Annotated in this window: 23 protein-coding genes and 1 other RNA gene; 13 read left to right on the plus strand and 11 right to left on the minus strand. The window is 29.9% G+C overall.

The window, feature by feature from the left end; genetic code table 11:
- The first annotated feature begins 1 nt into the window (after position 1).
- Genes J9309_RS07110 through J9309_RS07145 form a run of 8 tightly spaced genes read left to right on the plus strand, consistent with a single transcriptional unit; the run spans position 2 to position 8,807 of the window.
- Positions 2 to 1,072: a glycosyltransferase gene (locus tag J9309_RS07110; RefSeq protein WP_230475217.1), complete on the plus strand. Its 1,071-nt coding sequence runs from the start codon at positions 2 to 4 to the stop codon at positions 1,070 to 1,072.
- Positions 1,072 to 2,061, plus strand: a complete 990-nt coding sequence (locus J9309_RS07115; protein WP_230475218.1) for a glycosyltransferase family 2 protein — start codon at positions 1,072 to 1,074, stop codon at positions 2,059 to 2,061. Before J9309_RS07110 ends, J9309_RS07115 begins: the two co-directional genes overlap by 1 nt.
- A gap of 6 nt (positions 2,062 to 2,067) precedes the next feature.
- Positions 2,068 to 3,183, plus strand: a complete 1,116-nt coding sequence (locus tag J9309_RS07120; protein ID WP_230475219.1) for an EpsG family protein — start codon at positions 2,068 to 2,070, stop codon at positions 3,181 to 3,183.
- Complete coding sequence (locus tag J9309_RS07125; protein WP_230475220.1) at positions 3,171 to 3,920, plus strand: glycosyltransferase family 2 protein; 750 nt, start codon at positions 3,171 to 3,173, stop codon at positions 3,918 to 3,920. Before J9309_RS07120 ends, J9309_RS07125 begins: the two co-directional genes overlap by 13 nt.
- Positions 3,907 to 5,007 carry a glycosyltransferase family 4 protein gene (locus J9309_RS07130; protein WP_230475221.1) on the plus strand — a complete coding sequence of 367 codons (1,101 nt, stop codon included), beginning with the start codon at positions 3,907 to 3,909 and terminating at the stop codon, positions 5,005 to 5,007. The genes J9309_RS07125 and J9309_RS07130 overlap by 14 nt, the downstream gene beginning before the upstream one ends.
- Positions 5,008 to 5,009: 2 nt before the next feature.
- Positions 5,010 to 5,795, plus strand: coding sequence for a polysaccharide biosynthesis/export family protein (locus tag J9309_RS07135; RefSeq protein ID WP_230475222.1), 786 nt, complete (start codon positions 5,010 to 5,012; stop codon positions 5,793 to 5,795).
- A complete protein-coding gene (locus J9309_RS07140; RefSeq protein ID WP_230475223.1) occupies positions 5,795 to 8,236 on the plus strand; it encodes an exopolysaccharide transport family protein in 2,442 nt (813 codons plus the stop codon). The genes J9309_RS07135 and J9309_RS07140 overlap by 1 nt, the downstream gene beginning before the upstream one ends.
- Before the next feature lies 1 nt (position 8,237).
- Positions 8,238 to 8,807, plus strand: a complete 570-nt coding sequence (locus J9309_RS07145) for a sugar transferase (protein ID WP_230475224.1) — start codon at positions 8,238 to 8,240, stop codon at positions 8,805 to 8,807.
- 34 nt (positions 8,808 to 8,841) lie between these two features.
- Here J9309_RS07145 and J9309_RS07150 read toward each other — a convergent pair whose 3' ends face one another.
- The 4 genes from J9309_RS07150 to glmM form a co-directional block, all read right to left on the minus strand.
- Positions 8,842 to 10,470, minus strand: a complete 1,629-nt coding sequence (locus tag J9309_RS07150; protein ID WP_230475225.1) for an acyl-CoA carboxylase subunit beta — start codon at positions 10,468 to 10,470, stop codon at positions 8,842 to 8,844.
- A 56-nt stretch (positions 10,471 to 10,526) separates the two neighbouring features.
- Complete coding sequence (locus J9309_RS07155) at positions 10,527 to 11,111, minus strand: acyl carrier protein phosphodiesterase (protein ID WP_230475226.1); 585 nt, start codon at positions 11,109 to 11,111, stop codon at positions 10,527 to 10,529.
- Positions 11,112 to 11,170: 59 nt separating this feature from the next.
- Positions 11,171 to 12,535: a tetratricopeptide repeat protein gene (locus J9309_RS07160; protein ID WP_230475227.1), complete on the minus strand. Its 1,365-nt coding sequence runs from the start codon at positions 12,533 to 12,535 to the stop codon at positions 11,171 to 11,173.
- A gap of 86 nt (positions 12,536 to 12,621) precedes the next feature.
- Positions 12,622 to 14,004 (minus strand): phosphoglucosamine mutase, encoded by a 1,383-nt coding sequence (gene glmM, locus J9309_RS07165; protein WP_230475228.1) that lies wholly within the window; start codon positions 14,002 to 14,004, stop codon positions 12,622 to 12,624.
- A 127-nt stretch (positions 14,005 to 14,131) separates the two neighbouring features.
- On the opposite strand from glmM, the gene J9309_RS07170 reads away from it, so the two are divergent.
- Positions 14,132 to 14,416: a GlsB/YeaQ/YmgE family stress response membrane protein gene (locus J9309_RS07170; RefSeq protein ID WP_230475229.1), complete on the plus strand. Its 285-nt coding sequence runs from the start codon at positions 14,132 to 14,134 to the stop codon at positions 14,414 to 14,416.
- Positions 14,417 to 14,479: 63 nt separating this feature from the next.
- Here the strand turns inward: J9309_RS07170 and J9309_RS07175 are convergent, their stop codons facing one another.
- The 4 genes from J9309_RS07175 to ffs form a co-directional block, all read right to left on the minus strand.
- A complete protein-coding gene (locus tag J9309_RS07175) occupies positions 14,480 to 15,049 on the minus strand; it encodes an acetate uptake transporter (RefSeq protein WP_230475230.1) in 570 nt (189 codons plus the stop codon).
- Between the two features lie 274 nt (positions 15,050 to 15,323).
- Positions 15,324 to 17,165, minus strand: coding sequence for a membrane protein insertase YidC (gene yidC / locus J9309_RS07180; protein WP_230475231.1), 1,842 nt, complete (start codon positions 17,163 to 17,165; stop codon positions 15,324 to 15,326).
- Positions 17,143 to 18,795 (minus strand): CTP synthase, encoded by a 1,653-nt coding sequence (locus J9309_RS07185; protein ID WP_230475232.1) that lies wholly within the window; start codon positions 18,793 to 18,795, stop codon positions 17,143 to 17,145. The genes yidC and J9309_RS07185 overlap by 23 nt, the downstream gene beginning before the upstream one ends.
- Positions 18,796 to 18,874: 79 nt before the next feature.
- Positions 18,875 to 18,973, minus strand: an RNA gene (ffs, locus tag J9309_RS07190) — signal recognition particle sRNA small type.
- Between the two features lie 249 nt (positions 18,974 to 19,222).
- Between ffs and J9309_RS07195 the strand changes: the two genes are divergently transcribed.
- The 4 genes from J9309_RS07195 to J9309_RS07210 are packed head-to-tail and all read left to right on the plus strand — an operon-like array spanning position 19,223 to position 23,209.
- Entirely contained in the window at positions 19,223 to 19,789 is a 567-nt protein-coding gene (locus tag J9309_RS07195) for a DUF4199 domain-containing protein (protein ID WP_230475233.1), read from the plus strand.
- Between the two features lie 4 nt (positions 19,790 to 19,793).
- A complete protein-coding gene (locus tag J9309_RS07200) occupies positions 19,794 to 20,756 on the plus strand; it encodes a glycosyltransferase family 2 protein (protein ID WP_230475234.1) in 963 nt (320 codons plus the stop codon).
- A 24-nt stretch (positions 20,757 to 20,780) separates the two neighbouring features.
- Positions 20,781 to 21,485 (plus strand): GIN domain-containing protein, encoded by a 705-nt coding sequence (locus tag J9309_RS07205; RefSeq protein WP_230475235.1) that lies wholly within the window; start codon positions 20,781 to 20,783, stop codon positions 21,483 to 21,485.
- An 8-nt stretch (positions 21,486 to 21,493) separates the two neighbouring features.
- Positions 21,494 to 23,209 carry a phospho-sugar mutase gene (locus tag J9309_RS07210; RefSeq protein WP_230475236.1) on the plus strand — a complete coding sequence of 572 codons (1,716 nt, stop codon included), beginning with the start codon at positions 21,494 to 21,496 and terminating at the stop codon, positions 23,207 to 23,209.
- A 125-nt stretch (positions 23,210 to 23,334) separates the two neighbouring features.
- On the opposite strand, the gene J9309_RS07215 is transcribed toward J9309_RS07210, so the two are convergent.
- The 3 genes from J9309_RS07215 to J9309_RS07225 form a co-directional block, all read right to left on the minus strand.
- Positions 23,335 to 24,432, minus strand: a complete 1,098-nt coding sequence (locus tag J9309_RS07215; RefSeq protein ID WP_230475237.1) for an inorganic phosphate transporter — start codon at positions 24,430 to 24,432, stop codon at positions 23,335 to 23,337.
- A gap of 98 nt (positions 24,433 to 24,530) precedes the next feature.
- Positions 24,531 to 25,643: an inorganic phosphate transporter gene (locus J9309_RS07220; protein ID WP_230477851.1), complete on the minus strand. Its 1,113-nt coding sequence runs from the start codon at positions 25,641 to 25,643 to the stop codon at positions 24,531 to 24,533.
- Positions 25,644 to 25,669: 26 nt separating this feature from the next.
- Positions 25,670 to 26,314, minus strand: coding sequence for a DUF47 domain-containing protein (locus J9309_RS07225; RefSeq protein ID WP_230475238.1), 645 nt, complete (start codon positions 26,312 to 26,314; stop codon positions 25,670 to 25,672).
- Between the last annotated feature and the right edge of the window lie 146 nt (positions 26,315 to 26,460).

Here is a 26,460-nt window from a genome sequence, read left to right on the forward strand (position 1 = left end):
TATGTCAAAAAAATCAATCTATTTTTTATTACCAGGTTTAACATTTGGAGGGGCTGAACGAGTAATATCTATTTTAGCAAATGAAATAGATCGTGCAAAATTTGAACCTACTATAGTTCTTTTTAATAAAAAAGGATTTCCTGTAGATCAATTAAAAAGTGATATAAATGTAATCGATTTTAGGATTGATAGGATTCGATTTGCTATTTTCAGAGTTTTAAAATTAATTTTTAATAAGCAACCGGATATCGTTTTTGGAGGGTGGGGAGAAGTGAGCGTATTATTAGCGCCATTTATTAAATTATTTCCAAAAATAAAATTTATAGCGAGAGAAACTAATGTTGTATCTGAGCATGTAACTCGAAAAGAGATATTATTTTTCTATCGTTTTTATAACAATTTTCATCAAATCATTGCGCAAAGTGATGATATGAAAAATGACTTGATTCAAAATTTTAGAATTTCGGAAAATAGAATCGTAAAGATCAATAATCCAGTGGATTTTGATTTAATAAATCAAATGAAAAGTCAAACAATTAATTTAGGTTTTGACAAGAGCTATAAAAATATTGTTGCGATAGGAAATCTTTCGCCGCGTAAAGGTTTCGATTTATTATTAAATGTAATGAATGATCTGAAGGAAGAAAATATCAAACTAACGATTTTAGGAGATGGAGCTTTCAAAGAGGAATTATTACAACAAAAGGAAACATTGAATTTGGATAATGTAATTTTCAAAGGGAATGTTCCTAATCCATTTGTTTATTTAAAAGAAGCGGATTTGTTTATTCTTTCTTCAAGATATGAAGGTTTTCCGAATGTATTGTTGGAAGCTGGTGCGTGTGGAACATATAGTTTAGCGAATAATTGCCAAGGTGGAATTAATGAAATTATTCAAAATAAGATCAACGGAGAAATTTACTCTATTGAAGATACGAAAGGTTTCGCTGAAAAAATTAAAACCATTTTAACTGAAAATCATTCATCAGAAGATATTATAAATAGTATTCATTCACGTTTTAGTAAAGAAATTATAATAAAAAAATACGAAACAATTTTCGAATCAATATAATGAATTATCAACCAAAAATATCAGTGATAGTCCCTGTTTACAATACAGAAAAATATCTTACGAAATGTCTTGATTCAATTTTAAATCAAACATTAAAAGATATCGAAGTAATTGTAGTAAACGATGGATCGAAAGATAATTCCCAAAATATAATAGAGGGTTTTAAAAGATTAGATAGTCGAATTATTTCAATTATTAAAGAAAATGGAGGGTTAAGTGACGCTAGAAATACTGGTATTGATAAGGCAAATGGTGAATTTATCGCCTTTATAGATTCGGATGATTATATTGCTAGTAATATGTTTGAGAAAATGTATTATTTGGCTAAAGAACATAATTCAGAAATTGTATTATGTGATTTGGTAAAGGTTGATGAAAACGGAAATGAATTTAGACATTTACCACAATCACCTCAATTGCCAGAGAAAATTATTTTGAAAGATGATTTAACAATTTTCGGTGAAATGAGTTGTTTTGCTTGTAATAAAATTTTCAAGAAATTTTTATTCGATAAGCATAGATTCCGTAAAGGAATTCATTTTGAAGATATAGAATTAATTCCAAAATTGGTGTTAGATTCAAAGATTATTTCAAAAATTAATCAGCCTTTTTATAAATATTTTGAACGGCAAGATTCTATTTCTAAAACTCATACAGAGAAAGGTTTAGATATGTTTATTGCTGTAGAAGAAGTTACGAAATATTTTAAAAAATCGGAATTTTTTCAGAAAAATAATGAATTAAAACGTTTTCAAATAATACAAGGATATTATTCTTTTTTGGCTTATCTGGCCTATGTAAAGGATAAATCTTTAAAGGTTGAAATGATTAATAAGTTAAATGATTTTTTAATTAGTAATTTAATTAGCAAAAAAGAGATAAAAAATTATAAAAGGTTTGGAGAGGTTTATTTTTCAACATTACCCATTAAAAAGAAATTTTTTTATGCCATATCATTACTTAATCTTAAACTTTTAGCAAGAATTTAAAAGCTCATGAGTTTAATTTATTATTTAATATTTTTTCTATTAGTAGTTACATCTTATTTCGAATTCTCCAAGAACGAAAAAGGAAGTAAACAATGGTATTATGCAATTGTAATACTGATGATGTTTACTGCAGGATTAGGATATGCATTAAGTCCAGATTGGATTGCATATCATAAGACATTTTTACTTGTTGGTGATATTGAATGGTCTGAATTAGATAGGTTTTCAGAGATGGCTTCAATGGAAAAAGGATTTTTATCATTGAATAAAATTTTAGGCGACTTTGGTTTTGGGTTCGGAATGTTAACCTTAGTAATGGCCATTGGAGCATTAACTTTAAAGGCATCTACTTTTTATAAATATGGTGGCGTTCCGTTTTTAGTATTGTTTATATATGCAATGCCAAATTTCATGTTCGAAGAGCATGTACATATTAGGCAAGGAATGGCAAATGCTTTCGCAATATTTTCTGTAAGATATATAATAGATAGAAAATTATTAAAGTTTTTGATTTGTATAGCGATTGGTTTTCAATTTCACGAATCAATTATTGTATTTATACTAGCATATTGGATTGCAATAATGAAGTTTAACGAAGTCACAATTGGTTGGTTAGTAACAATCGCAATCATTGGTAACTATACTGGTTTAAATTCTATTATTGAAGTTATTATGCAATTTATGCCAATTGGTCAAGATAAGTTTGAAGATTATCAAAGTCAGTTATATACAGAATCTGATGTTGCCATTGGAGATATTGTAAAAATTATATCTGTCATATCAATTTTGATTTATAACAAATACGCAGCTCATGATAAATTATACTGTATGTTTAGAAATTTATTTATCATGGGAGTATTATTGTATTTCTTTTTAGGTAAAGGTATTTTTGGGATTAGGCTTCCAGGATTTTATTTAGTGTTCTTAGGATTAACTTTAGGTAGAATGTTATATTCTTTCAATGGAGCTAATTTTAAAAGAAACTTTATTTATTTAAGTTTCGTGTCGTACACATTATTATTGATTTTTTGGTTCCAAGTAAAGCAAGGTCATAAATCGAATTTCGCAAATTATAAAACTTTTTTTACGCCAGGGGCAGTATATGGATTATGGAAGTATTAGTATCGATTATAACACCTTGTTACAATTCTGAAAAATTCATTAAGGATACTTATGAATCTATCAAGAATCAAACTTTTGAAAATTGGGAATGGATTATTGTAGATGATAAATCTTCAGATCAATCTGTCGAAATTTTAAAGTCTATAAATGATAAAAGAATAAAATTATTCGTTAATAACGAAAATAAAGGTGCAGCAAACGCTAGAAATACTGCTTTAAATCAAGCAAAGGGAAGATATATTACATTTATTGATAGTGATGATTTATGGGAGGAAAAATTTTTAGAAGAATCGATTAATTTTTTACAAAATAATAAGGAGGAATTAGTTTATTCATCTTATAAAAGAGTTAATGAAGAATTAGAACCTCTACTCAATGATTTTATTGCAGAAGATTATATTGATTCAGAAAGGATTTTATATAATTGTCCAATACCTATGCTTACGTCAATGTATGACTCGAAGCGAATTGGTAAAATTTATTTTCCTGATGTAGAGCTGAGAGAAGATCATGCCATGTGGATACAGTTATTAAAAAAGGTAAAACATGCTAGGGCAATAAAACAACCTTTGGGAATTTATAGGATGAGAGATAACTCAGTCTCTAGAAATAAAATTAAAATAGCAAAAAAACAGTTTGACTTATATTATAAATATTTGAATATGAATATATTTAAGTCATTTTATTATACGATTAATTGGGGATTTAATGGATTAAAAAAATATGGAAAACTTTAAAATATTAGAATTTTTATATCAATTAAAAATTTCTCCAATATATGTAAATATTGTTGGTGCATTTATTTCAGCTTTTGTAATTACATTGGTTTCGATTCCAAAAATTATTAGAATTTCTCATAAAAAGGGGCTTATGGATGCACCTAATGAGAGAAGTTCACATGTTTTTAAAGTACCAACTTTAGGAGGTGTCGCACTTTTTTTTGGAATTGTTGTTTCAACATCAATTTTCGCAACAGAACTTGGTTCAAATTACGCGTTCTTTTTATCCGCTATTACAATATTATTTTTTGTCGGGTTAATGGACGATCTGTTAGTGGTTGCTCCAGACAAAAAATTATATGCACAAATAATTAGTATTACTTTAATTGTTTTTGGTTCGGGTATTATGATTAATTCATTGTATGGCTTGTTAGGAATCAACGAAATACCTTATTGGATAGGTGTGCTGTTAACTTATTTTGTATTTATAATTTTAATTAATGCATACAATTTAATTGATGGAATCGATGGATTAGCATCAGGAATTGGGATAGTCATATCATTTGCATTCATTTTTATTTTTTATAGAATTTTTGATTACAGTATCGGAATTTTAGCAATATCTGTTGTAGCAGTATTAATTGGTTTTTTAAAATATAATTTATCAAAATCTAATAAAATTTTTATGGGTGACACTGGATCAATGGTAATTGGTTTTATCATTACATTCATGGCTATACGATTTCTATATATGGCTGGATTGCCAAATTATAAAATAGAATCCGCACCTGTTATCTTATTATTTATTTTTTGTATTCCTGTTATTGACACATTAAATGTGTTCATTATTAGATTGTTAATTAAAAAACACCCATTGCATCCAGATAAAAATCACTTACATCATCAATTGTTAAAGTTGGGATTAAATCATATTCAGACATCAATAATTTTAGTTACAATCAATATCATTTTTATTGCTGTTGGATATTTTCTTAGATATTTAGAAATCAATAAACTTTTTTTGATTTTTATATTACTTTCAACTAGTTTTGTTGTGATTTTGAGGTATATTACTCATTATAAAAATAAACTGACTTTAAATTAAATATGAAAAGAATTATTAATAGAGCTTTAGTTTTCATAATTTTTTCAATGCTCGCATCATGTATTTCGTTGAAGGATATTCAGCTTATTCAGCCAGATGAAAAATTGAAATTAGATAATAAAGGAATGATTGATTATAGTGTTCCTGAATATTATATCCAAAAAAACGATATGTTATTAATTAATGTATCTTCTACAAACCCTTCCACTCTTGGAATTTTAAGTGATTTTACAACTTCGGGTAATAGAACTTTTGCTACTGGTCAAAATCAGGGAGTTTGGGTCAGAGATGATGGTAAAATAGAATTACCAAGGATAGGTAAAATAGAAGTTGAAGGTTTGACTATAAAACAAGCTAGAGAAAAAATTCAAGAAGAATTTTATAAAATATATACACCCGAAGGTACTTTTATAGATGTTAATCTTACTGGAATTGAATATACAATGATCGGTGAAGCCAATAGAGGCGTTTTTAGAGCTGATAAAAGAGACATGACAATATTAGAAGCTTTCGCAAGATCTGGCGGTGATAATATTTATGCAGATTTGAAGAACGTCAGAATTATTCGTACAACACCTGATGGCACTAAACAAGTTCATGTAGATTTGACAAAAGAATCAATTATGAATTCAGAATATTATTGGATTCAGAATAATGATATAATTGTTGTAAATCCTCGTAAAGAGAAAATTTGGGGTGTAGGTCTTAATCCATTATCAGTAGTTACGACTACTATGGGGGTAATTGGAACTATATTAGGCGTTTATTTATTTTTTGATAGATTTTAATGGAGAATACGAAGAAAAAAAAGACTGGTGATATTCTTGATATTGAAAGATTAATTCCACGATTAATTTCAGCTTGGCCACTATATATTATTACAGTATTAATATTTATGTTAATTGCATTTTATTTTAATACTTGGAAATTAGATAAAATTTATAGCGCTACTACAACTTTTAAAATTAATAATAGTTCATCAAGTAATGCATTAGCAAATAATTCTATTAACTTTATTTGGGGTGGTAACACCAATAAAGTAGATGCATTATCTTATACATTATCATCTCGTATTCATAATGAAAAAGTAGTTAAAAAATCAGCATCATATGTATTTTACTATGAACAAGGTAAAATTAAAAAGTCTGATATATATAAATTAGATGCTCCTTTTATTGTAGAAATTGATACGACTTACAATCAAATCATTAAATCAGAAATTCAAATCGAAGGAATTGATCAAAATTCTTTTGCGATAAATGTTATTGTACCAGAAGGTAAGGTTTATAATTACATGAAGGATAGTATTATTCGCAATGAAACAATTGCATTACCTAAAACAGCGCGTTATGGTCAGTGGATTGTTGGGAATAATTATAAATTCAGAGTTAATAAAAATCATTTAAATTATCATACTTCTAAATATTCTTTTTCTTTAGTTACGATACCTGAAGCTACTAGAAGAGTGATGCAAAACTTTAATGTAGCACAAGCTTCTAAAATTGCAAGTATTATATCTGTAACCAAAAACTCTAAAAGTTTAAATGAATCTGTTGATTTATTAAATAATTCTATCAAAGTTTTAATTGATACAGAATTAGCTGAAAAAAATATATCAACAGTTAAAACAAAAAATTATTTAGAAAAACAGATTGAAAAAGTTAGATTTAAGCTTGATAGTGCAACAGATAATTTACAAGAGCTTCAGAAACAAACAGGTATTACAAATTTTGATTCAAAAAAATCTGAAATATTATCAAAATTAGTTCAATTAGATTCTAAAAAGTTAGAAATTGAAGAACAAATAGAAGCATTAACTAGATTAACACCAAGATCAAATAGTAGTGTTAGTAATTTAATTGCATTAAATATTGCTGGATTAGATGTATCGTATTTCATGCAAAATGTTTCAAAAATAGAATCACTTGAGGATCAAAAAAACGAACTATTAAAGATATATCAAAAAAATACAACAGAAATTCGTGAAATTGATCAAAAGATCGCACAAGCTCGTCGCGATATTGATAACATTGTTAATGCACATAAATCGAAATTAAATACTGATTTAGCTCAAGTACAAGAAAAAATTGATGAAGTTGAATTTCAAGTTGCGAAATTACCATTTCAAGAAATAGAATTTTTAGAGGCTAATAGAGCATTTGAAATGAATAATGAGTTATATTTTAATTTAATTACTCAATTAAATGCAACTAGTTTAACCTTAGCTTCAAATGTTTCTGATATTACAATTATAGATCCTGCTAAAAATCAAGGGCAAGGTTCGATTGGACCTGATACTAAAAGAAATTATTTAATAGCTTTAGCAGCAGGTTTATTCTTACCATTCTTATATGTAGTTGTAAAAGAGTTGTTAGACTTTAAAGTAAAAGTAATTAAAGATATTACTTCAAGAACACATATTCCATTAATCGGAACGGTTGGTGATCTAGGAGATAATTCACCTCTAATCGTTTTAAATAGTCCTAAATCTGGACTTGCAGAATCATTCCGAGCAATTCGTTCTAATTTAAAGTTTTTATATAAAACAGATCCTTTACATCCAAACAATAAAACGATATTAATGACTTCGTTTATTGGTGGTGAGGGTAAAACGTTTAATTCTATGAATATTGCTACAGTTTTAGGTTCTACCGATAAAAAAGCTGTATTAATAGGAATGGATTTACGTAAACCTAAGATTTTTGATGATTTTAAGATCAGTAATAAATTAGGTGTTGTTAATTACATTACAGGAAATGCAGAATTAGAAGAAGTAATTCAGAAAACTGTTTTACCGAATTTAGATATTATTACAGCTGGTCCAATTCCACCCAATCCATCGGAATTAATTTTGAGTAAGAAAATGGAATCCTTTTTATCAGTATTAAAGGATAAATATGATTTCATAATTATTGATTCACCTCCAATTGGTTTGGTTGCAGATTCTTATGATTTAATGAAATTTGCAGACTGTACTTTATACGTGTCACGTTACAACTATTCGGAGAAAAATTTTATCAATACTATTTCTAATAAATATGATGAAGGAGAAGTTTCAAATATTGGAATCATCCTGAATGGATTTAAAGCAGGGTCAGGATACGGTTATGGATATGGTTACGGTTACGGATATGGATATGGATATTTTGACGAAGATCAAAATTTTGATGATTCATTAAAAGGTAAATTAAAAAGGTTATTCATACGTATTAAAGAGCAATTATTCTAATATGTTGAATAAGAAGATATTCGATTATATACTAGCATTAATCCTACTAATTTTTTTAGTAGGATTAATCATTTCTATGATTTTGATATCTACCATAGATACAAAAGAATTTGGTTTATTTTCTCAGAAAAGAGTAGGGTTGGATGGTAAAATTTTCAAGATTTATAAAATTCGTACCATGAAAGGAATTCAAAAAAATACGATAACAACTTCAAGTCATCGCATTACTAAAATCGGAAAATTTCTTAGAGATTATAAATTAGACGAAATACCACAGCTTATTAACATCTTGAAAGGGGATATGAGCTTTGTAGGTCCTAGACCTGATGTAATTGGTTATGCAGATGAACTACAAGGTGAAGATCGAATCATTTTAACTATTAAACCAGGAATTACAGGTCCTGCGCAACTAAAATATAAAAATGAAGAAGAAATACTTTCATCTGTTCAAGATCCAATTTGGTATAACAACAATGTACTTTGGCCAGATAAAGTTGCGATTAATAAAGAGTATGTAAAAAATTGGTCATTTCTTAAAGACATCAATTACATTATTAAAACAATAGTTTAATTAATAAAAAAGAGAGCTAATAAGCTCTCTTTTTTTATACTTGGATAACACCTAAATTAAAAGGAGTTTCAATCGGTGCATGGTCTGCAGCTTCAATTCCTAATGAAATCCATTTACGTGTATCTAATGGATCAATAATCCCATCAGTCCATAAGCGTGAAGCCGCATAATAAGGACTTGTTTGATAGTTATATTTATCCGTAATCTCTTTTAATAATTCTTCTTTTTTAGTATCATCAATTTCTACACCTTTACTTTTTAAAGTTGCTTCTTGAATTTGTAATAAAACTTTTGCAGCTTGTTCACCACCCATCACTGCTAATTGAGCTGAAGGCCAAGCAGCAATTAATCTTGGATCATAAGCTTTTCCGCACATTGCATAATTACCAGCACCGTAAGAATTTCCTACAACAATTGTAAACTTAGGTACAACAGAATTTGAAACGGCATTAACCATTTTTGCTCCATCTTTGATAATTCCTCCATGTTCTGATTTAGATCCAACCATAAATCCAGTTACATCTTGTAAGAATACTAAAGGGATTTTCTTTTGATTACAATTCGCAATAAAACGAGTTGCTTTATCAGCTGAATCAGAATAAATCACACCTCCAAATTGCATCCCGTCTTTTGTCGATTTAACAATTTTTCTTTGGTTTGCAACTATTCCGACAGCCCAACCATCGATACGAGCGTATGCACAAATAATAGTTTTTCCGTAGTCAGCTTTGTATTCATCAAATTCAGAATTATCTACTAAACGTTTTATGATTTCATACATATCATATTGTTCAGCTCTAGATTCAGGTAAAATTCCGTAAATTTCCTTTTCATCTAATGCTGGTTTTGCAGGCTCAATTCTATTAAACCCAGCTTTTTCATAATCACCAATTTTAGACATAACAGATTTAATGCGATCTAAACAATCGTAATCGTCTTTCGCTTTATAATCTGTTACTCCAGAAATTTCGCAATGTGTTGTAGCTCCACCTAAAGTTTCGTTATCAATATCTTCACCAATTGCTGCTTTAACTAAATAACTTCCAGCCAAGAATATTGATCCTGTTTTATCAACAATCAAAGCTTCATCACTCATAATAGGTAAATATGCACCACCAGCAACACAACTTCCCATTACAGCAGAAATTTGAATAATTCCCATCGACGACATTTTTGCATTGTTTCTAAAAATGCGTCCAAAATGTTCTTTATCTGGGAAAATTTCATCTTGCATAGGTAAGTAAACACCCGCACTATCTACTAAATAGATAATAGGTAATTTATTTTCCATCGCAATTTCTTGTGCGCGCAAATTCTTTTTACCTGTTATTGGGAACCAAGCACCTGCTTTTACAGTTGCATCATTTGCAACAACGATACATTGTTTTCTAGAAACGTATCCAATTTTAATAACAACACCTCCAGAAGGGCAACCTCCATGTTCTTTGTACATTTCGTCTCCAACTAAGGCTCCGATTTCAATAGAATCTGTATTATCGTCAAATAAATAATCAATACGTTCCCTTGCTGTTAATTTTCCTTTGCTTTTATGCGCGTCAATTTTTTTTTGTCCACCACCTAAATAAACTTCATTAAGTTTATGTTTTAATTTAGATAGTTGTAATTTATTATAATCCTCTCTTTTATTAAATGTTAGATCCATTGTGGTTTTTGTTTGAAGTCTAATCTTTGTTTGAAGTTGAAAGATAGTATATTTTGTTATTTTGATTGTATAAAATCTTTACTAAACTGCACCAATTCTGGGAAAAATTGTAGAAAATCTTTCTCCAATTCAGTTTCGTATTGATATATAGTAGATGCAGTATTAGTAAGATTGTTATCGAAGTTTACTCTTTTACTAATTCCGGTCAGTGTTTTTTGAATTCCTTCTATTGTGCTATAATTTTCGAACCAATCATTTTTTAATAAATGATTCAACATTTCCTGAAGATTGGTAGGAAAATTCTCAGTATTGTAACTAAATAATTCGTAGCAGTTTTCTTTAAATAACTGGAAGGATGTAGGATGGTATTTTCGCCAATGTTTAATTAAAAAATAATCATAAACTAAATCGACAACAATAGGCGAATATTTATGTTGAGTGGAATGAAAATAAGTTGAACTTCTTTTAACAACATCGTGAGAATCGGTAAACGAATCAATTTCACGATGCAATAGAATTCCTAGTTTTATATCATCAGGATAATCATTGTATTTATTCCCTTTTACAACTTCGCCAAGAAAATTACCAAGTTGTAGAGATGGATTATTGAATGATAAATACTGATGAGCAACTAGATTCATAAACAGTTTATTTGCAATTAAATATAGCTTATTTTTTTAGAAATATTATTTACAATTCATTAACTTTTTGATTTGTCCTCAAGTAATTTTAATTCAGGGTAACGTTCTAAATATTCTTCTTTTAGACTTTCGTCGAGTTCTGTAGCGTTCTGAAATGCTTTTATAGCTAAATTAACTTCGCCAACTAAATAATAGCAATATGATAATTGATAATAAATTTCGGCGCGGTTAAAATGAATCATCGCTAATAAAGCTTCTTTGATAGCCGTGTCATATTCTTCCATGACAATATTAGCCTCAATCAAAGCAATCCAATTATTTAAGCGTAAAGGCTCAATTTCAACTATACGACGATAACTTTCTATTGCTTCTTCGTATTTACCAATTTTGATTAAAAGATAACAATGTGTTTTCCAGTATTCAACATTTAAATCATCTAAATCTAAAGCTCGATTGATATAAAATAATCCTTCTTGAAAATTACCTAATTTGGAATATAAATTTGCTGTTTTGCCCCAAACTTTATCCAATTGAGGATCTTCTTTAATAGATAAATGATACGATTTTAACGCTTTATAAGGTTGTTCTAACTTTTCATAACATTCTCCAATGCGTAAATATGTGATAGACGCAGAATCCTCAAGCTCTAATGTTTCTTCGAATGTTTCGATTGCTTCTTCGTAACGTTTTAGTTTTTCTAAAATAATTGCTTTTTGATTTAATCCTGAAATACTCGTCGGATTAATAACAGTTACATAATCAAAAGCTTCTAATGATTTTTCTAAATTTCCTGTTTTTTCGTACAATTGACCCAATTGTGACCATGCAACTTCTGAATATGGATTATCATCAATGTATTCTTTTAAAAACTCGATACATTCATTTGTAGCATGTAATTCTTCATAACATTGCAAGATAGAGTAGAATGAATAATCGTTTTCATCGCCATGTTGCAAAGCTTGTTTAAAATAAACTAAGGCTGTACTAATTTCATCTAAATTCAGATACTCATTTCCAATACAATTAAAAATAAAGTCTAAATCTTCGCCATGTTCTAAAGCTTTTTCATAGAACTGAATTGCTTTTCGTGGCATATTTTTTATACCCCAATATCTTGCAACAACCAATTGATATTCTAAATCTTCGGATGCAAATTCTTTAATTTCTTGAATTAATATTGAAGCTTTCTTTAACTGAGTCAAAGAAATATGGTATTCTATCAATTTAATTTTTAATTCATAGTTGTCCGGATGCAAAGCAAAAGCGTAGTCTAATGCTTTCTTTGCATATTCAAAATCGCTAACATCTAAATAAAATGTTATGATTTCTTGTAATTGTTCAGAGTCAAAATAGATTTGCTCCTTATGATCCAACATATGTTCGAATTGTTCAATCAATTCGTTGTTTAAAAACTCATCCTCCATAAATACCTATCTAAAATAGAAAAATGCTTTTATAAAAAAGCATTTTTCATAATTTATAGTTTTGCACAACTAATTAACATCGTTTTTTAAATGATAGCTTTTATACTTTCTATCATTTTATCAGCTAATAAGTCAGCGTTTTCTTCTGATGTACTTTCTGTATATATACGAATGATTGGTTCTGTATTTGATTTACGTAAGTGAACCCATTCTGTCTCAAAATCAATTTTTACACCATCAACCGTATTGATTTGTTCATCTTTATAGATCTCTTGAATTTTAACTAACAATTCATCAACGTTGATTTCAGGAGTTAATTCAATTTTCTTTTTAGCCATAAAATAGGCTGGGTAAGAAGCTCTTAATTCAGAAACAGTCAAATTTTGTTCTGCTAAATGAGATAAAAATAAAGCAATACCAACTAAAGAATCGCGACCGTAGTGTAATTCTGGATAGATAATTCCACCGTTTCCTTCACCACCAATTAATGCACCAGTTTCTTTCATCTCGATCACAACATTTACTTCTCCAACAGCAGAAGGAGAGTAAGTTTGTCCATGTTTTGCAGCGATATCTCTTAAAGCGCGAGAAGATGATAAGTTTGAAACAGTTGCAGACGGAGTTTTTCCTAAAACATAATCAGCAACAGCTACCAAAGTATATTCTTCACCAAACATGTTACCTTTTTCGTCAATTATTGCTAAACGATCGACATCTGGATCTACAACAATTCCGAAATCAGCTTTTTCTTCGATAACTTTAGCACAAATATCTCCTAAATGCTCTTTTAAAGGCTCTGGATTATGCGGGAAATGACCAGTTGGTTCGCAGTACATTTTGATGTATTCCACACCTAATTTATCTAATAGATTTGGAATTGAAATTCCACCAGTTGAATTAACAGCATCAATAGCTACTTTAAATTTCTTTGCTTTGATCGCTTCAACATTAACTAATGGTAAAGCTAAGATTTTATCGATATGTAGATCAATAGCACCTTCAAAAGTTTCATATGAACCTAAATCATCAACTTGGGCAAAATTATAGTCATCAGCATCAACAGTTGCTAAAATTTGTGCGCCATCTTCCGATGAAACAAATTCGCCTTTCGCGTTTAACAATTTTAAAGCATTCCATTCTTTTGGATTATGTGAAGCTGTTAAAATGATACCTCCGTCAGCTTCTAAATGTGTTACCATTACCTCAACTGTTGGAGTAGTTGATAATCCTAAATCGATTACATTAATTCCTAAACCATGTAATGTTGAACAAACTAATTGTGAAACCATTTGACCAGAGATACGTGCATCTCTACCAATTACAACTTTATATGAATTTTTATCTGATTGTTTTTTTAACCAAGTTCCGTAAGCTGCAGCGAATTTTACAGCATCAATAGGCGTCAAATTATCACCTGGATTACCTCCGATAGTTCCTCTGAAACCTGAAATTGATTTAATTAAAGACATAGTGTTTTTATTTTAATAACAAATGTACAAAAAACAAATTTTAGATTTTGCTTATTAGATTGGTATGATTTTAGTTAAGAATTATTTAACAAATAAACAATGCTATAACTTTAAAAACGAATTATTTATGATTACATCTGTTTTGATTTTTTCTTTTCTTTGGAATTGGATATCATGGGGGATTTTTGGTGTTATTGCTGGGGCAATAGCTAAAGCAATTATGCCAGGTAAAGATCCAGGAGGATTTTGGGTTACAATGATTATTGGAATTATTGGAGCTATGTTGGGAGGTTTTATCTCTACACTTGTTTTAAACTATGATCCAAACAATTGGTCTTTTGGTGGATTTATAGTAGCAGTACTTGGAGCTTTATTACTTTTATTTATTTACAGAAAAGTTGCTTCAAGATAAAAATTGATATAAAAAAAGCCTTAATCATACATGATTAAGGCTTTTTCATTAATTCAAAATATTTTAAAGAGGAAGAATGTTTTTTTCGTAAGTTCTATTAATCATAATAGCAGACGCTTCATAAAAGGCAATGAATCCACACACGATTCCTACCCATCCAGCAACATTTAAAATTTGTTCGCTATCAGCAAAGTTACTTGCAGCTAATAAGAAAAATAATAACGTTAATGAACCAAATAATAATTTACCAACAGTATGTCCTTTTAAAGTTTGTAAGAAATTTACTAAAGTAAATAATCCCCAAATTCCTAAATAACATCCCATTGAATTTCCATCAGGTTTTTCTGCTCCAAAAACTCCAGGTGCTAACCAAGTGAAAACTAAAGTTAACCAGAAAGCCCCATAAGCCATAAAAGCTATACTTCCAAAATTGTTTCCTTTTTTCCATTCCATTACTCCAGCAATAAATTGCGCTCCTCCACCAAAGAAAACACCCATACCCATGATCATACTATTTACAGGAAAAAATCCAGCGTTGTGGATGTTTAATAAAATAGTAGTCATGGCAAAACCATATAAACCTAATGGTCCAGGATTGGCAGTTTTGTCTGTAATTGTGTAAATATTTTCCATAATACTTATTAATATGAGACAATAATAAGACTAAAATAATAAAATACAAATTATTTATCAATAAATGTGTACAGTATACACTATTAATTTTTTATTTTTAAATTAAACGTTTTAAAATCAGTAAATTATTTGTTTAAAAATTAATGACTTAATAAGATAAATAATGTTAAAATTATCTAAAACAGATGATACATATTAAGTGTTTGAAGATTTACTGAAATAAAAAAATCCGTTAATAGATTAACGGATTTTTTTATATAAAATAGTATGTAGATTACTTACGATTCTTTTTCATTTGCTCTTGTTGTTCTTGCATTTCTTGAGCTTTTTTCATCATATTTTGCATGCGTGAAGCAAACTTACCTTCTTTTTTAGGTTTTGCTTTATTTGATTCTAATATTTGATGAACTTTAGTTTCGTTAATCATAACTTTCTTAATGTATAATACAATAAAGACGTTAAGTGCATTAGAAACTAAATAATACCAAGATAAACCAGAAGCATAATTGTTAAGGAATACGAAGAAGAAAATAGGCATAATATACATCATGTATTTCATAAACTCCATATTCGGCATACCTTCTTGTTGTGGCATTTGGAAATTATCCATAGATCCAGATACTTTAAAGTAAACCATCATTGCAACGATATATAACATTGCGAAAATGGATAAGTGACCGTTTAATAATGGAATCCAATCAGGAATTTGAATAATATCATCAAATGCTGTTAAATCTTCTGCAAATAAGAAAGGAATACCTCTTAAGTCAATTAAGTTTGGGAAAAAACGGAACAAAGCATAGAAAATAGGAATTTGTAATAATGCAGGTAAACATCCAGCTAATGGATTTACACCAGCATTACGATAAATTTCCATCGTAGCTTGTTGTTTCTTCATGGCATCTTTGGGATCTTTGAATTTTTCGTTAATCTCATTCAATTCAGGTCGTAAAACCTTCATTAATGCTGATTGACGATATTGCTTGTACATAATTGGTGATAATACTAATTTAACAACAATTGTTAATAAGAAAATCGCCCAACCTAATTCAATACCAAAATTTGCAAGGAATTGGAATACTGGTAAGAAAAAGAATTTGTTTAACCATCCAAAAATTCCCCATCCAAAGTCAATTAAATTTTGAAATCCTTTATCGTTATAATCCTTTAATAGATTATAATCTAATGGTACAAAATCAAAAGTTAACTTATGATTTAATTCTGCGTTTTTTAATTCTAATTCAGAAGTAAAAGAATAATGTTTACTAAATTTTGATTCTTCTTCATCTGCGTTTAAAGATCCACCTTTAGTGTTTTTAAAACCTTCATCAGAAGATAAAATTGTAGAAAAGAACTGTTGTTTATTAGCTACCCAAGAAATTGCTTCAGTTTCTTCCCATTCGTCAGAACCAAATAATTCATACTCGATATCTTTCGATTCCTTGAATTGGAAATAAGTGTGTGCCCAATATTTTTCTTGATCTTTTCCTTTTTCAGTACTAAATCCATCCATTAACCAGTTTAATCCAACTTTGTTGTCGCTCGTTATGTTTGATAATCCTTGAGATTTAACTTCTAAGTCAATTCCATAAGAATTTCCTAATGTATAGATGTACTGGATTTGTCCTCCTTGCGATTGTGCAGTCATAGTAACAATTGTGTTTGCACTATTTTTCTGTACTACCGGTAAGAAAACTAAATCTTTAGTGTTGATTTCTACACCATTTTTAGCTTTAAAATAAAGATTGAAAGAGTTTGAACCATCTTTCGCTAAAAATAAAGGTTTGTTTTTGTCGTTTTTATCATAAGATGTATAATCTTTTAATTGTACGGCATCAATTTGTCCACCTTTAGAAGCAAATTTAACATTCAATTTTTCATTAGACACTTCAATGTCTTTTGCTTCACCAGTAACTGGTTGAAAAACATTTTGCGCTTGTTGAACGTTTGCAGCTTTTTTAGCTTCTGCGTTTTTTTCTTTTTGAACTAACTCTTGCTTTTGTTTTTCAATTTCCTCTTCAGATGGTGTATTCCAATACATAACACCAAATAATAGAAGACCCATTAAAACAAAGGCAATGATTTGGTTAAAATCAAATTTTTTCTCTTGTTGCATTTATCGTTTCAATTTGTTTATTTGACAAAGCTGCTTCTATAAAGCTTATAAAAAGCGGATGTGGCGAAGCAACAGTACTTTTATATTCCGGATGGAATTGAACACCAATATAATATGGATGTTCTTTATGTTCTAAAATTTCTACTAATTCAGTTTCTGGATTTTTCCCAACAGGAAGTAATCCATTGTTTACAAATTCATCATAATATTCATTATTGAATTCGTATCTGTGACGATGACGCTCTAAAATATCTTCAGACCCATATATGTTTCTGATTTTAGAACCTTCAACTAATGTACATTTCCAATTTCCTAAACGCATCGTTCCTCCTTTATCAGAAACATCTTTCTGATCTTCCATTAAACTAATAACTGGATGTGGAGTTGTTAAATCCATTTCGGCAGAATCAGCTTTTTCGTAACCTAATACATTACGAGCAAATTCAATCGCCATAATTTGCATTCCTAAACAAATTCCTAAAGTCGGAATGTTATTTCTTCTTGCATAATTTGCTGCGATTATTTTACCTAAAATTCCTCTATCACCAAAACCAGGAGCGATTAAAACACCAGAAACACCTGCTAATTTTTCAGCAATATTTTCTTCTGTAAGATCGCCAGAATAAACCCATCTAACCTTAACTTCTGTTTCTGCAGCAGCTCCGGCGTGTGTAAATGCTTCCGTAATTGATTTATAAGAATCGTGCAAAGATACATATTTACCAACTAATGCAATCTCTACTTTATTTTTTGGATTTTTATGACTGTTTAAGAATTTTTTCCAAACCGTAAAATCTGGTTCTTGATCGTATGGTAAGTCTAAACCTTTTAAAACAACTTCATCAAAATTCTGTTCGTGTAATAAGAATGGAACGTCATAAATTGTATCAGCATCGATACTTTGAATCACGTTTTCTTTACGAACATTACAAAATTGAGCTAATTTAGCTTTTACTTCTTTTGATAAATTGTGTTCAGTTCTGGTTACTAAAATGTTAGCGTTAATTCCGCTTTCCATTAATGTACGAACTGAATGTTGTGTAGGTTTTGTTTTTAACTCACCTGAAGCAGCTAAATATGGAACTAATGTTAAATGAATTACAGATGAATTATTATCACCTAATTCCCAAATTAACTGTCGGATTGTTTCGATGTAAGGTAAAGACTCAATATCTCCAACTGTACCACCAATTTCAGTAATTACTATATCATAATCACCAGTGTTACCTAATAATTTGATACGACGTTTAATTTCGTTTGTGATATGCGGAATAACTTGAACAGTTTTTCCTAAATAATCTCCACGACGTTCTTTTTCAATAACTGTTTGGTAAATACGTCCTGTAGTAACAGAATTTGCTTTTGAAGTTGGACGATTTAAATATCTTTCGTAGTGACCTAAATCTAAATCAGTTTCAGCACCATCTTCGGTAACATAACACTCACCGTGTTCGTACGGATTTAGTGTACCTGGATCGATATTAATATATGGATCAAGTTTTTGAATGGTTACTCGATATCCTCTCGCTTCTAATAGCATTCCTAAAGAAGATGCTACGATTCCTTTTCCTAACGATGATGTTACTCCTCCGGTAACGAAAATGTACTTTGTTGTTTTGTTTGTTTCCATTGAATCTTTAAATCAATGGTTGCAAAATTACGAATAAAATGTGGGGTAAAAAAAGTGAAAGTAAAACTTTAGAAAATAAAAAAGGCAAGCGACCTACATCACACCGCTACGACCGTATACCTTTGCTACGTTCCCGTCCTGGAGGATTCAACAGGAGCTGGTTGTGTAGGACTTGCCTGATGCAAAGGTAAGAATACTTTTAAAAAATCAAAGAAAATTTTAGAAAAAAAATCTCGTAAAAGGGCTGTTAATTGTAAAAGCGATTGATAATGAAATAAATAATTATTGATTTTTTTTGAAATATATTTTAATTTTAATCAAATCGGTATCTTTGCATGTAAGATATTATCAAAATTTAGTATGAAATTAACGTATAAACATTACTAAATTCATACTATTAAATACTTTGATATATTATCTTTGCCGAATGGATACACTTAATAAAGTTTTAAGAAGCGCATTTATATTAACAGCGATCGTGTTAGTATTGTTTTTTGGATTATATATTTCATATTCTACAAATGGAACTATTGATGCCAAAGATTATTACAAATACACAATGCTTATTTGTTGCTTTATTTTAGTGCCTTTATTTGCAGGTTTTTCATTCTTCACGATGCTGAATGTTTCTAAAGCCAAAGCTAAAATAGCAACGACTTACGAAGAGTTATTAACATTTAAAGACGCCTTTAAAATTGGATTTTATACCATGTTTATTGCCGGTGTAGTTAGTTTAGCTGTCATATTTATTTTCTTTAATACAAGTGGAGAATGGGCGCAAGAGGCTCTTAAAAATGGTATTTTAGAAACTTTTATGGGTAACATGGACCCTAAAATGGCTGCTGAAATTGAAAAATCGAGAAAAGAACCAGAAATAATGAATATTAATCTATTTTCATTTAAACATTATTTTGGATTACTTTCTATGTTTCTATCATTCTACATGGCTGTTTCTGCAATTTTTGCACAGTTCTTAAAAAAACGTACTTATTAACACAATGGATTTATCAATAGTTGTTCCTTTACTTAACGAACAAGATTCTTTAGAAGAATTATTTACACGTATTAAAACTGTCTGTCATCAGAATGGATATTCTTTTGAAGTTTTGTTTATTGATGATGGTAGTACGGATGATTCTTGGCAAATAATAGAATATTTATCTAAATTTCACCAAGAGGTAAAAGGAATTAAATTCCGTAAAAATTATGGTAAGTCACCAGCTTTAAGCGCTGCTTTTAAAGAAGTAAAAGGTAAAGTCGTGATTACTATGGATGCAGATTTACAAGATTTTCCCGAGGAAATACCAGCTTTATATAATACATTAATTAATAAGAAAGCTGATATAGTTTCAGGTTGGAAACAAAACCGCCAAGATAATAAGTTAACTAAAAACTTACCATCTAAATTATTTAATGCAGTTGCTCGTAAAACTTCTGGTGTAGAATTACACGATTTTAATTGTGGTTTAAAAGCCTACCGTTGGGAAGTGACACAGAATATCGAATTGTATGGCGACATGCACCGATATATTCCTGTATTAGCTAAAAACGCAGGTTATCACAGGATTTTAGAAAAGCAAGTTCGTCACCAAGCGCGTAAATATGGAGTATCTAAATTTGGACCTAGCCGTTTTGTGAATGGTTTCTTAGATTTAATTACGCTTTATTTTACAGCAAAGTTTGGAAATAGACCAATGCATATTTTTGGTTTAATCGGAACAATCATGTTTGCTCTAGGATTTTTAGCTACGTTCTATTTAGGTATAGATAAATTAATTAAGGTATTTATTTTAGATAAACCAGCACGTTTAATAACAGATAATCCTTATTTTTATATCTCTCTAACTTCAATGGTTTTAGGAACGCAGTTATTTTTAGCTGGTTTCTTAGGTGAATTGATTGTTAGAAATAGTAGAGATCGCAAAATATACAGTATTCAAAAAGAATTGAATCTGAATTAGACCGAAATATTACAACCAAACTATATGAAAAAATTACTAACACTTTTATTTACGGGATTAGTGCTAGCGAGTTGTTCTTCCTCTGTTGATGGAGAAGGAGTTGCTACTGCACAGAAAAATTTCACAGTAGATCAAATTACAAAATTGAATCTATCATGTAACTGTAATGTAACGCTTATACCAGGAAATGAAGTTGGTGTAAAAGTTGAAAGTCATCAGAATATTGTAGATAATTTAATGGTTGAAGCTAAAAATGGCTCATTAACTATTAAAGAAAATTCACCTGTTGATAAATACAGTGCTTACGATGTTTTCGTTTACGTTACAAGAGATTTAAAACAAGCCGAATTTTCTAATCAAGCTACAGTTAAAGTTTCCGGAACTTTAAACGTTGATGATTTAGAGATGGATGTGAATGATCAAGTTAAAATTGAAGATGCGTATTTGATTACAAACAATTTCAAACTTTCAGTTCATGATCAAGCTGCTGTAACTTTAAAAGGGACATCAATCTCATTAATTTATAATGGCGAAAGTCAATCAAAAGCTGAGTTGTTTGATTTCGAAACAAATGATGCTCAAGCATACACTTCAGATAATGCTATTTTAAATATTAATTCAAGAAAATCTATTACAGGTTCGGCAAAAGGTAATTCGGTTATAACTTATATAGGTGAACCATCAAAGGATACCAAAATTGCTGATAATGCACAAGTAGTAAAAAAATAAATTCTTTAATGAGTACAAGTTTAGAAAGAGCTCAATTATGGCTTTCTGATGCATATGATGCAGAAACAAGAAACGCCGTACAAGATTTAATTGATAATAATCCAACAGAATTAGATGATTCATTTTACCGCGACCTAGAGTTTGGAACTGGTGGTATGCGTGGTATTATGGGAGTTGGAACTAATCGTTTAAACAAATATACATTAGGTGCAGCTACGCAAGGATTGTCTAATTATATCAATGAACAATTTCCTAATAAAGAAAAATCAGTTGCAATTGCATTTGACGTGCGTCATAATTCAGACACTTTTGCCAAAATGGTTGCGGATGTTTTAACGGCTAATGGAATCAAAGTTTATTTATTCGATTCTTTTCGTCCTACACCAGAATTATCATTCACAGTTCGTCATTTAGGTTGTGATGCAGGAATCGTTTTAACGGCTTCGCATAATCCACCAATATACAATGGATATAAAGTGTATTGGAATGATGGTGCTCAAATTGTTCCACCACACGATAAAGCAATTATATCAGAGGTAGAAAATGTAAAAGTTGATGAAATTAAATTCGAAGGGAACGACGATTTAATTACATATATAGGTAAAGAAATTGACGAAGCATTTATTAATGCGGCTGTTGAAAACGGTAGTTTTACAAACGAAGGGAAAGAAGATGTTAAAATAGTTTTTACATCTATCCACGGAACATCTGTTGTGATTACTCCAAAAGCTTTTGAACAAGCTGGTTTTACACAAGTTCATCAAGTGGCAGAACAAGCAATTCCAAGTGGTGATTTCCCAACTGTTAAATCTCCAAATCCTGAAGAGCCAGAAGCTTTAACAATGGCTGTTGATTTGGCTAATGAAATCAATGCAGATATAGTAATCGGAACTGATCCGGATGCTGATCGTGTTGGTGTTGCTGCTCGTGACAACGAGGGGAATATGGTATTATTAAACGGGAATCAAATGAATACCGTTTTAGCTTACTATTTATTAGAAAAATGGCAAGAAGCTGGTAAATTAACTGGTAAAGAATTTATTGGTTCTACAATTGTAACATCTGATATTTTTTATGATATAGCAGCTAAATTTAGTGTTGATTGTAAAGTTGGATTAACAGGATTTAAATGGATCGCTGATATGATTCGTACACACGAAGGTGAACAAAAATTCATTGGTGGAGGTGAAGAGTCATTCGGATTTATGGTTGGTGATTTTATTCGTGATAAAGATTCAGTAACAACTGCTTTATTAGTATCTGAAATTGCTGCCGTAGAAAAAGCTAAAGGAAGTACGTTGTACAATAAATTAGTGGATATCTATATTGCTTTAGGTAAGGCTTATCAAGAAGATCTAATTTCGATTGTTAAACCAGGGAAAGAAGGAGCAGAATTAATCGCAAATATGATGGTTGATTTCCGTGCTAATTCGCCTAAAGAATTAGCTGGATCTCCTGTAATCCGAGTAAAAGATTTCCAATCTTCGATTGAAAAAGATTTAGTTTCTGGTGAAGAAAAAACTATTGATATACCAAAATCTAACGTTTTAATTTTTTACACGGAAGATGGAAGTAAAGTAGCTTGTCGTCCTTCTGGAACTGAACCTAAAATTAAATATTACTTTTCTGTAAACGCACCTTTAAGAGCTAAAGAAGAGTATAAAAATGTACAAGATATTTTATTAGCTAAAATTGATCAATTAAAAGTTGATTTTAGTAAATAGTTTGAATTGAATATATAAAAAATGCATCGAAATTTTCGATGCATTTTTTTATGGTGTAAAGTCAAAACTAAAAAAGTTCTCTGATTTAGTTTAACTTTATACATATACGGTTTTTCTATTTTTTTTTAAAAGAATAGGATTAAGAAATAATAAAATGCAGTTGCTATTAATGCAGAGATCGGAATAGTTAATACCCAAGCCCACAATAAACTTATTGTTACACCCCAACGCACGGCTGAAAAACGTTTTACCATTCCTACACCAATAATCGACCCCGTAATAACGTGTGTAGTTGAAACAGGCATTTTAATATGTTCTGTGAAGAATAAAGTAACAGCAGATGCAGTTTGAGCTGTAAACCCTTCGATAGGTGTAATTTTAGTGATCTTATTACCCATAGTTTTTAAGATTTTCATTCCTCCACCTAATGTTCCAATTGCAATGGCAGAAAAACATACAATCGGAACCCAATCGTGAATATCAGTGCTATTCTCTGTTATAAACCATTCTTTCCAATTGAATACATCATTCAAGTACCAAGAACTCATATCAGTATCTATAATTGCCGATTGGTTAGCTAAAAGAGCAAATGTAATAACACCCATCACTTTCTGTGAATCATTTAATCCATGACCAATACTTAATAATGCTGATGAGACTAATTGTAGCCTTTTGAACCAAGTATCTGCATTATGCGGTTTTGCATTACGACAAATATTAAGAGTAATTATACTAATGATATTTCCTGCTAATAATCCAATTACTGGAGCAACGAATATAAACGCCACAATTGTGAGAATGATTTCGATATTAATGGATGAAAAATCAAAGCCTGTTGATGCTAATGCTCCACCAGCTAATCCACCAATTAATGTATGAGATGATGATGACGGAATTCCTAATTTCCATGTTAATAAGTTCCATGTAATAGCTGCAAGTAATGCTGCCATTATAACTACTGAAGGATTCGCTCCAAAGGATGTTACAATATCTTCTTTGATAATTTTGGAAATAGTATCGGCAACTCCAAATTCACCAATTATAAATTTTGCAATAAAAAATGCAACGAAATTAAAGAAGGCAGCCCAAATAATTGCCTGAATAGGGGATAAAACTTTAGTTGTAACTACAGTTGCAATAGAGTTTGCGGCATCGTGAAAACCATTGATAAAGTCAAAGATAATGGCTAATGCGATGACTATGAATAAAATTGTAAGGCCCATTTAATGGAAAAAAATATTAAAAGTGCCGCAAATGTAAAAAATAAAATAGGCCTATCAATGATAGGCCTATTAAAATTTATTATAATGATGATTAATTTTTAGAAAATTCCAATTACTAAGTAAACTAATCCAGCGATTATGGCTGAAACAGGAATTGTTAAAATCCAAGCCCATAATAAACTAATTGTTACTCCCCATCGTACCGCAGAGACACGTTTCGTCATACCAACACCGATGATAGAACCAGTAATTGTATGTGTTGTAGAAACAGGAATTCCGAAGTGTTCAGAGATGTATAAAGTCATCGCTCCAGCAGTTTCAGAAGCTACACCTTCTAATGGAGTTACTTTTGTAATTTTAGATCCCATCGTTTTGATGATTTTCCAACCACCTGCCATCGTACCTAAACCGATAATGATGAAAGATGTAATTGGTACCCATCCCCAATGATCAACAAAGTATCCAAATTTATCTTCAGCATCTACATATGCTTGATCAAAATCTACATTTAAGTGGTAGAAGATAACTGCAGCACCAATGATACCCATTACTTTTTGTGCATCATTCATACCATGTCCTAAAGAGAATAAGGCAGAAGAAACTAATTGTAATTTTTTGAACCACCATTCAGCAACAGCTGGTTTAGCATTCTTGCAAATGTGAAGGATGATAATAGTTAAAATACTAGATAAGACCATTCCGATAAATGGTGCTAGGAAAATGAATGCGAAAATTGGTAATACTTTATTGTAGACAACAACATCCATAATTGAACCTAAATCTGGATTCATGAATGAGTGCGTTAATGCAGCTCCAATAAATCCACCGATTAAAGTATGTGATGATGATGACGGAATACCAAATTTCCATGTAATCAAGTTCCAAGTAATGGCAGCAATAATACCAGCTAAAATAACTTCAAGTGTAATGAAGTTTTCATTAACGGATTTTGCAATTGTGTTACCAATTTTAAATTCACCAATCCAATAAACTGATATAAAATAAGCAGCAAAGTTAAATGCAGCAGCCCATAATACAGCTTGGAAAGGAGTTAAAACTTTTGTTGCAACAATTGTTGCAATGGAGTTAGCAGCATCGTGAAATCCATTGATGTAATCGAATACGAAAGCTAAGAAGATAATTACTAATAAAAACCAACCAGCTTTAGAATTCATCATACCGCTAATGATTTCTATAACATCATTAATCATTTCCATTTTGAAATAAATTTAAAAGATTAAGAATGTTTAACAGCCACAGCTTCTAAAACGTTTGCAACACTTTTACATTTGTCAGTTGCAGACTCTAATGAAGATAAAACTTCTTTATATTTAATGATGTTTTTAGCATCAGTTTCGTTTTCGAAAATTTCTTGAACTGCTTTATCAAAAATACGATCAGATTTGTTTTCTAATTTATTGATACGCTCACAGATTTCAAAAACTCTGTTCAAGTCTTTAAAGTCTTTAATGTTATCAATACCTTCAACGATTAATTGACAAGCTTCTAAATTAACAGCTGTAATTTTACGGATAGATTTTGTAATTTTCTCTACTTGGTAAATTTTAATACGGTTAGCTGCTCCATTTAAGTTGTCAGCAACATAATCAATTGCTTTTATTAAAGAGTAAATATCTTCTCTGTCAAATGGAGTGATAAAGTTTCTTCCTAATTCTAAATTTGTTTTTTGAGTTAAGAACTCAATTTTACTTTCTAAATTAGCAATTTGAGCGAAATAGTCTTCACGCTCCTCTAAAGGTGCGTTAACACATTCATGTAATAATTCTGCTAATTCAACTAATGATTTAGAAGATTCTTCAAACAAAGGGAAGAAAGTTTTATCCCTTGGTGTAAATAATTTAAAAAATGAATTTACTGACATCTAAAAATGTTTTTGTGATGCAAAAGTAAATCATCTAATGTAAACTTAATGTAAACTTTTTATAGAATTATTTTATAAATCATTAATACTGTTTTAAGATTGATGTTTGCAGTAAAGCTAAATAATTATTTTTTTTAAAATATTTA

The sequence above is a fragment of the Faecalibacter bovis genome (assembly GCF_017948305.1).
In the GTDB taxonomy this organism is placed as follows: Bacteria; Bacteroidota; Bacteroidia; order Flavobacteriales; family Weeksellaceae; genus Empedobacter; species Empedobacter bovis.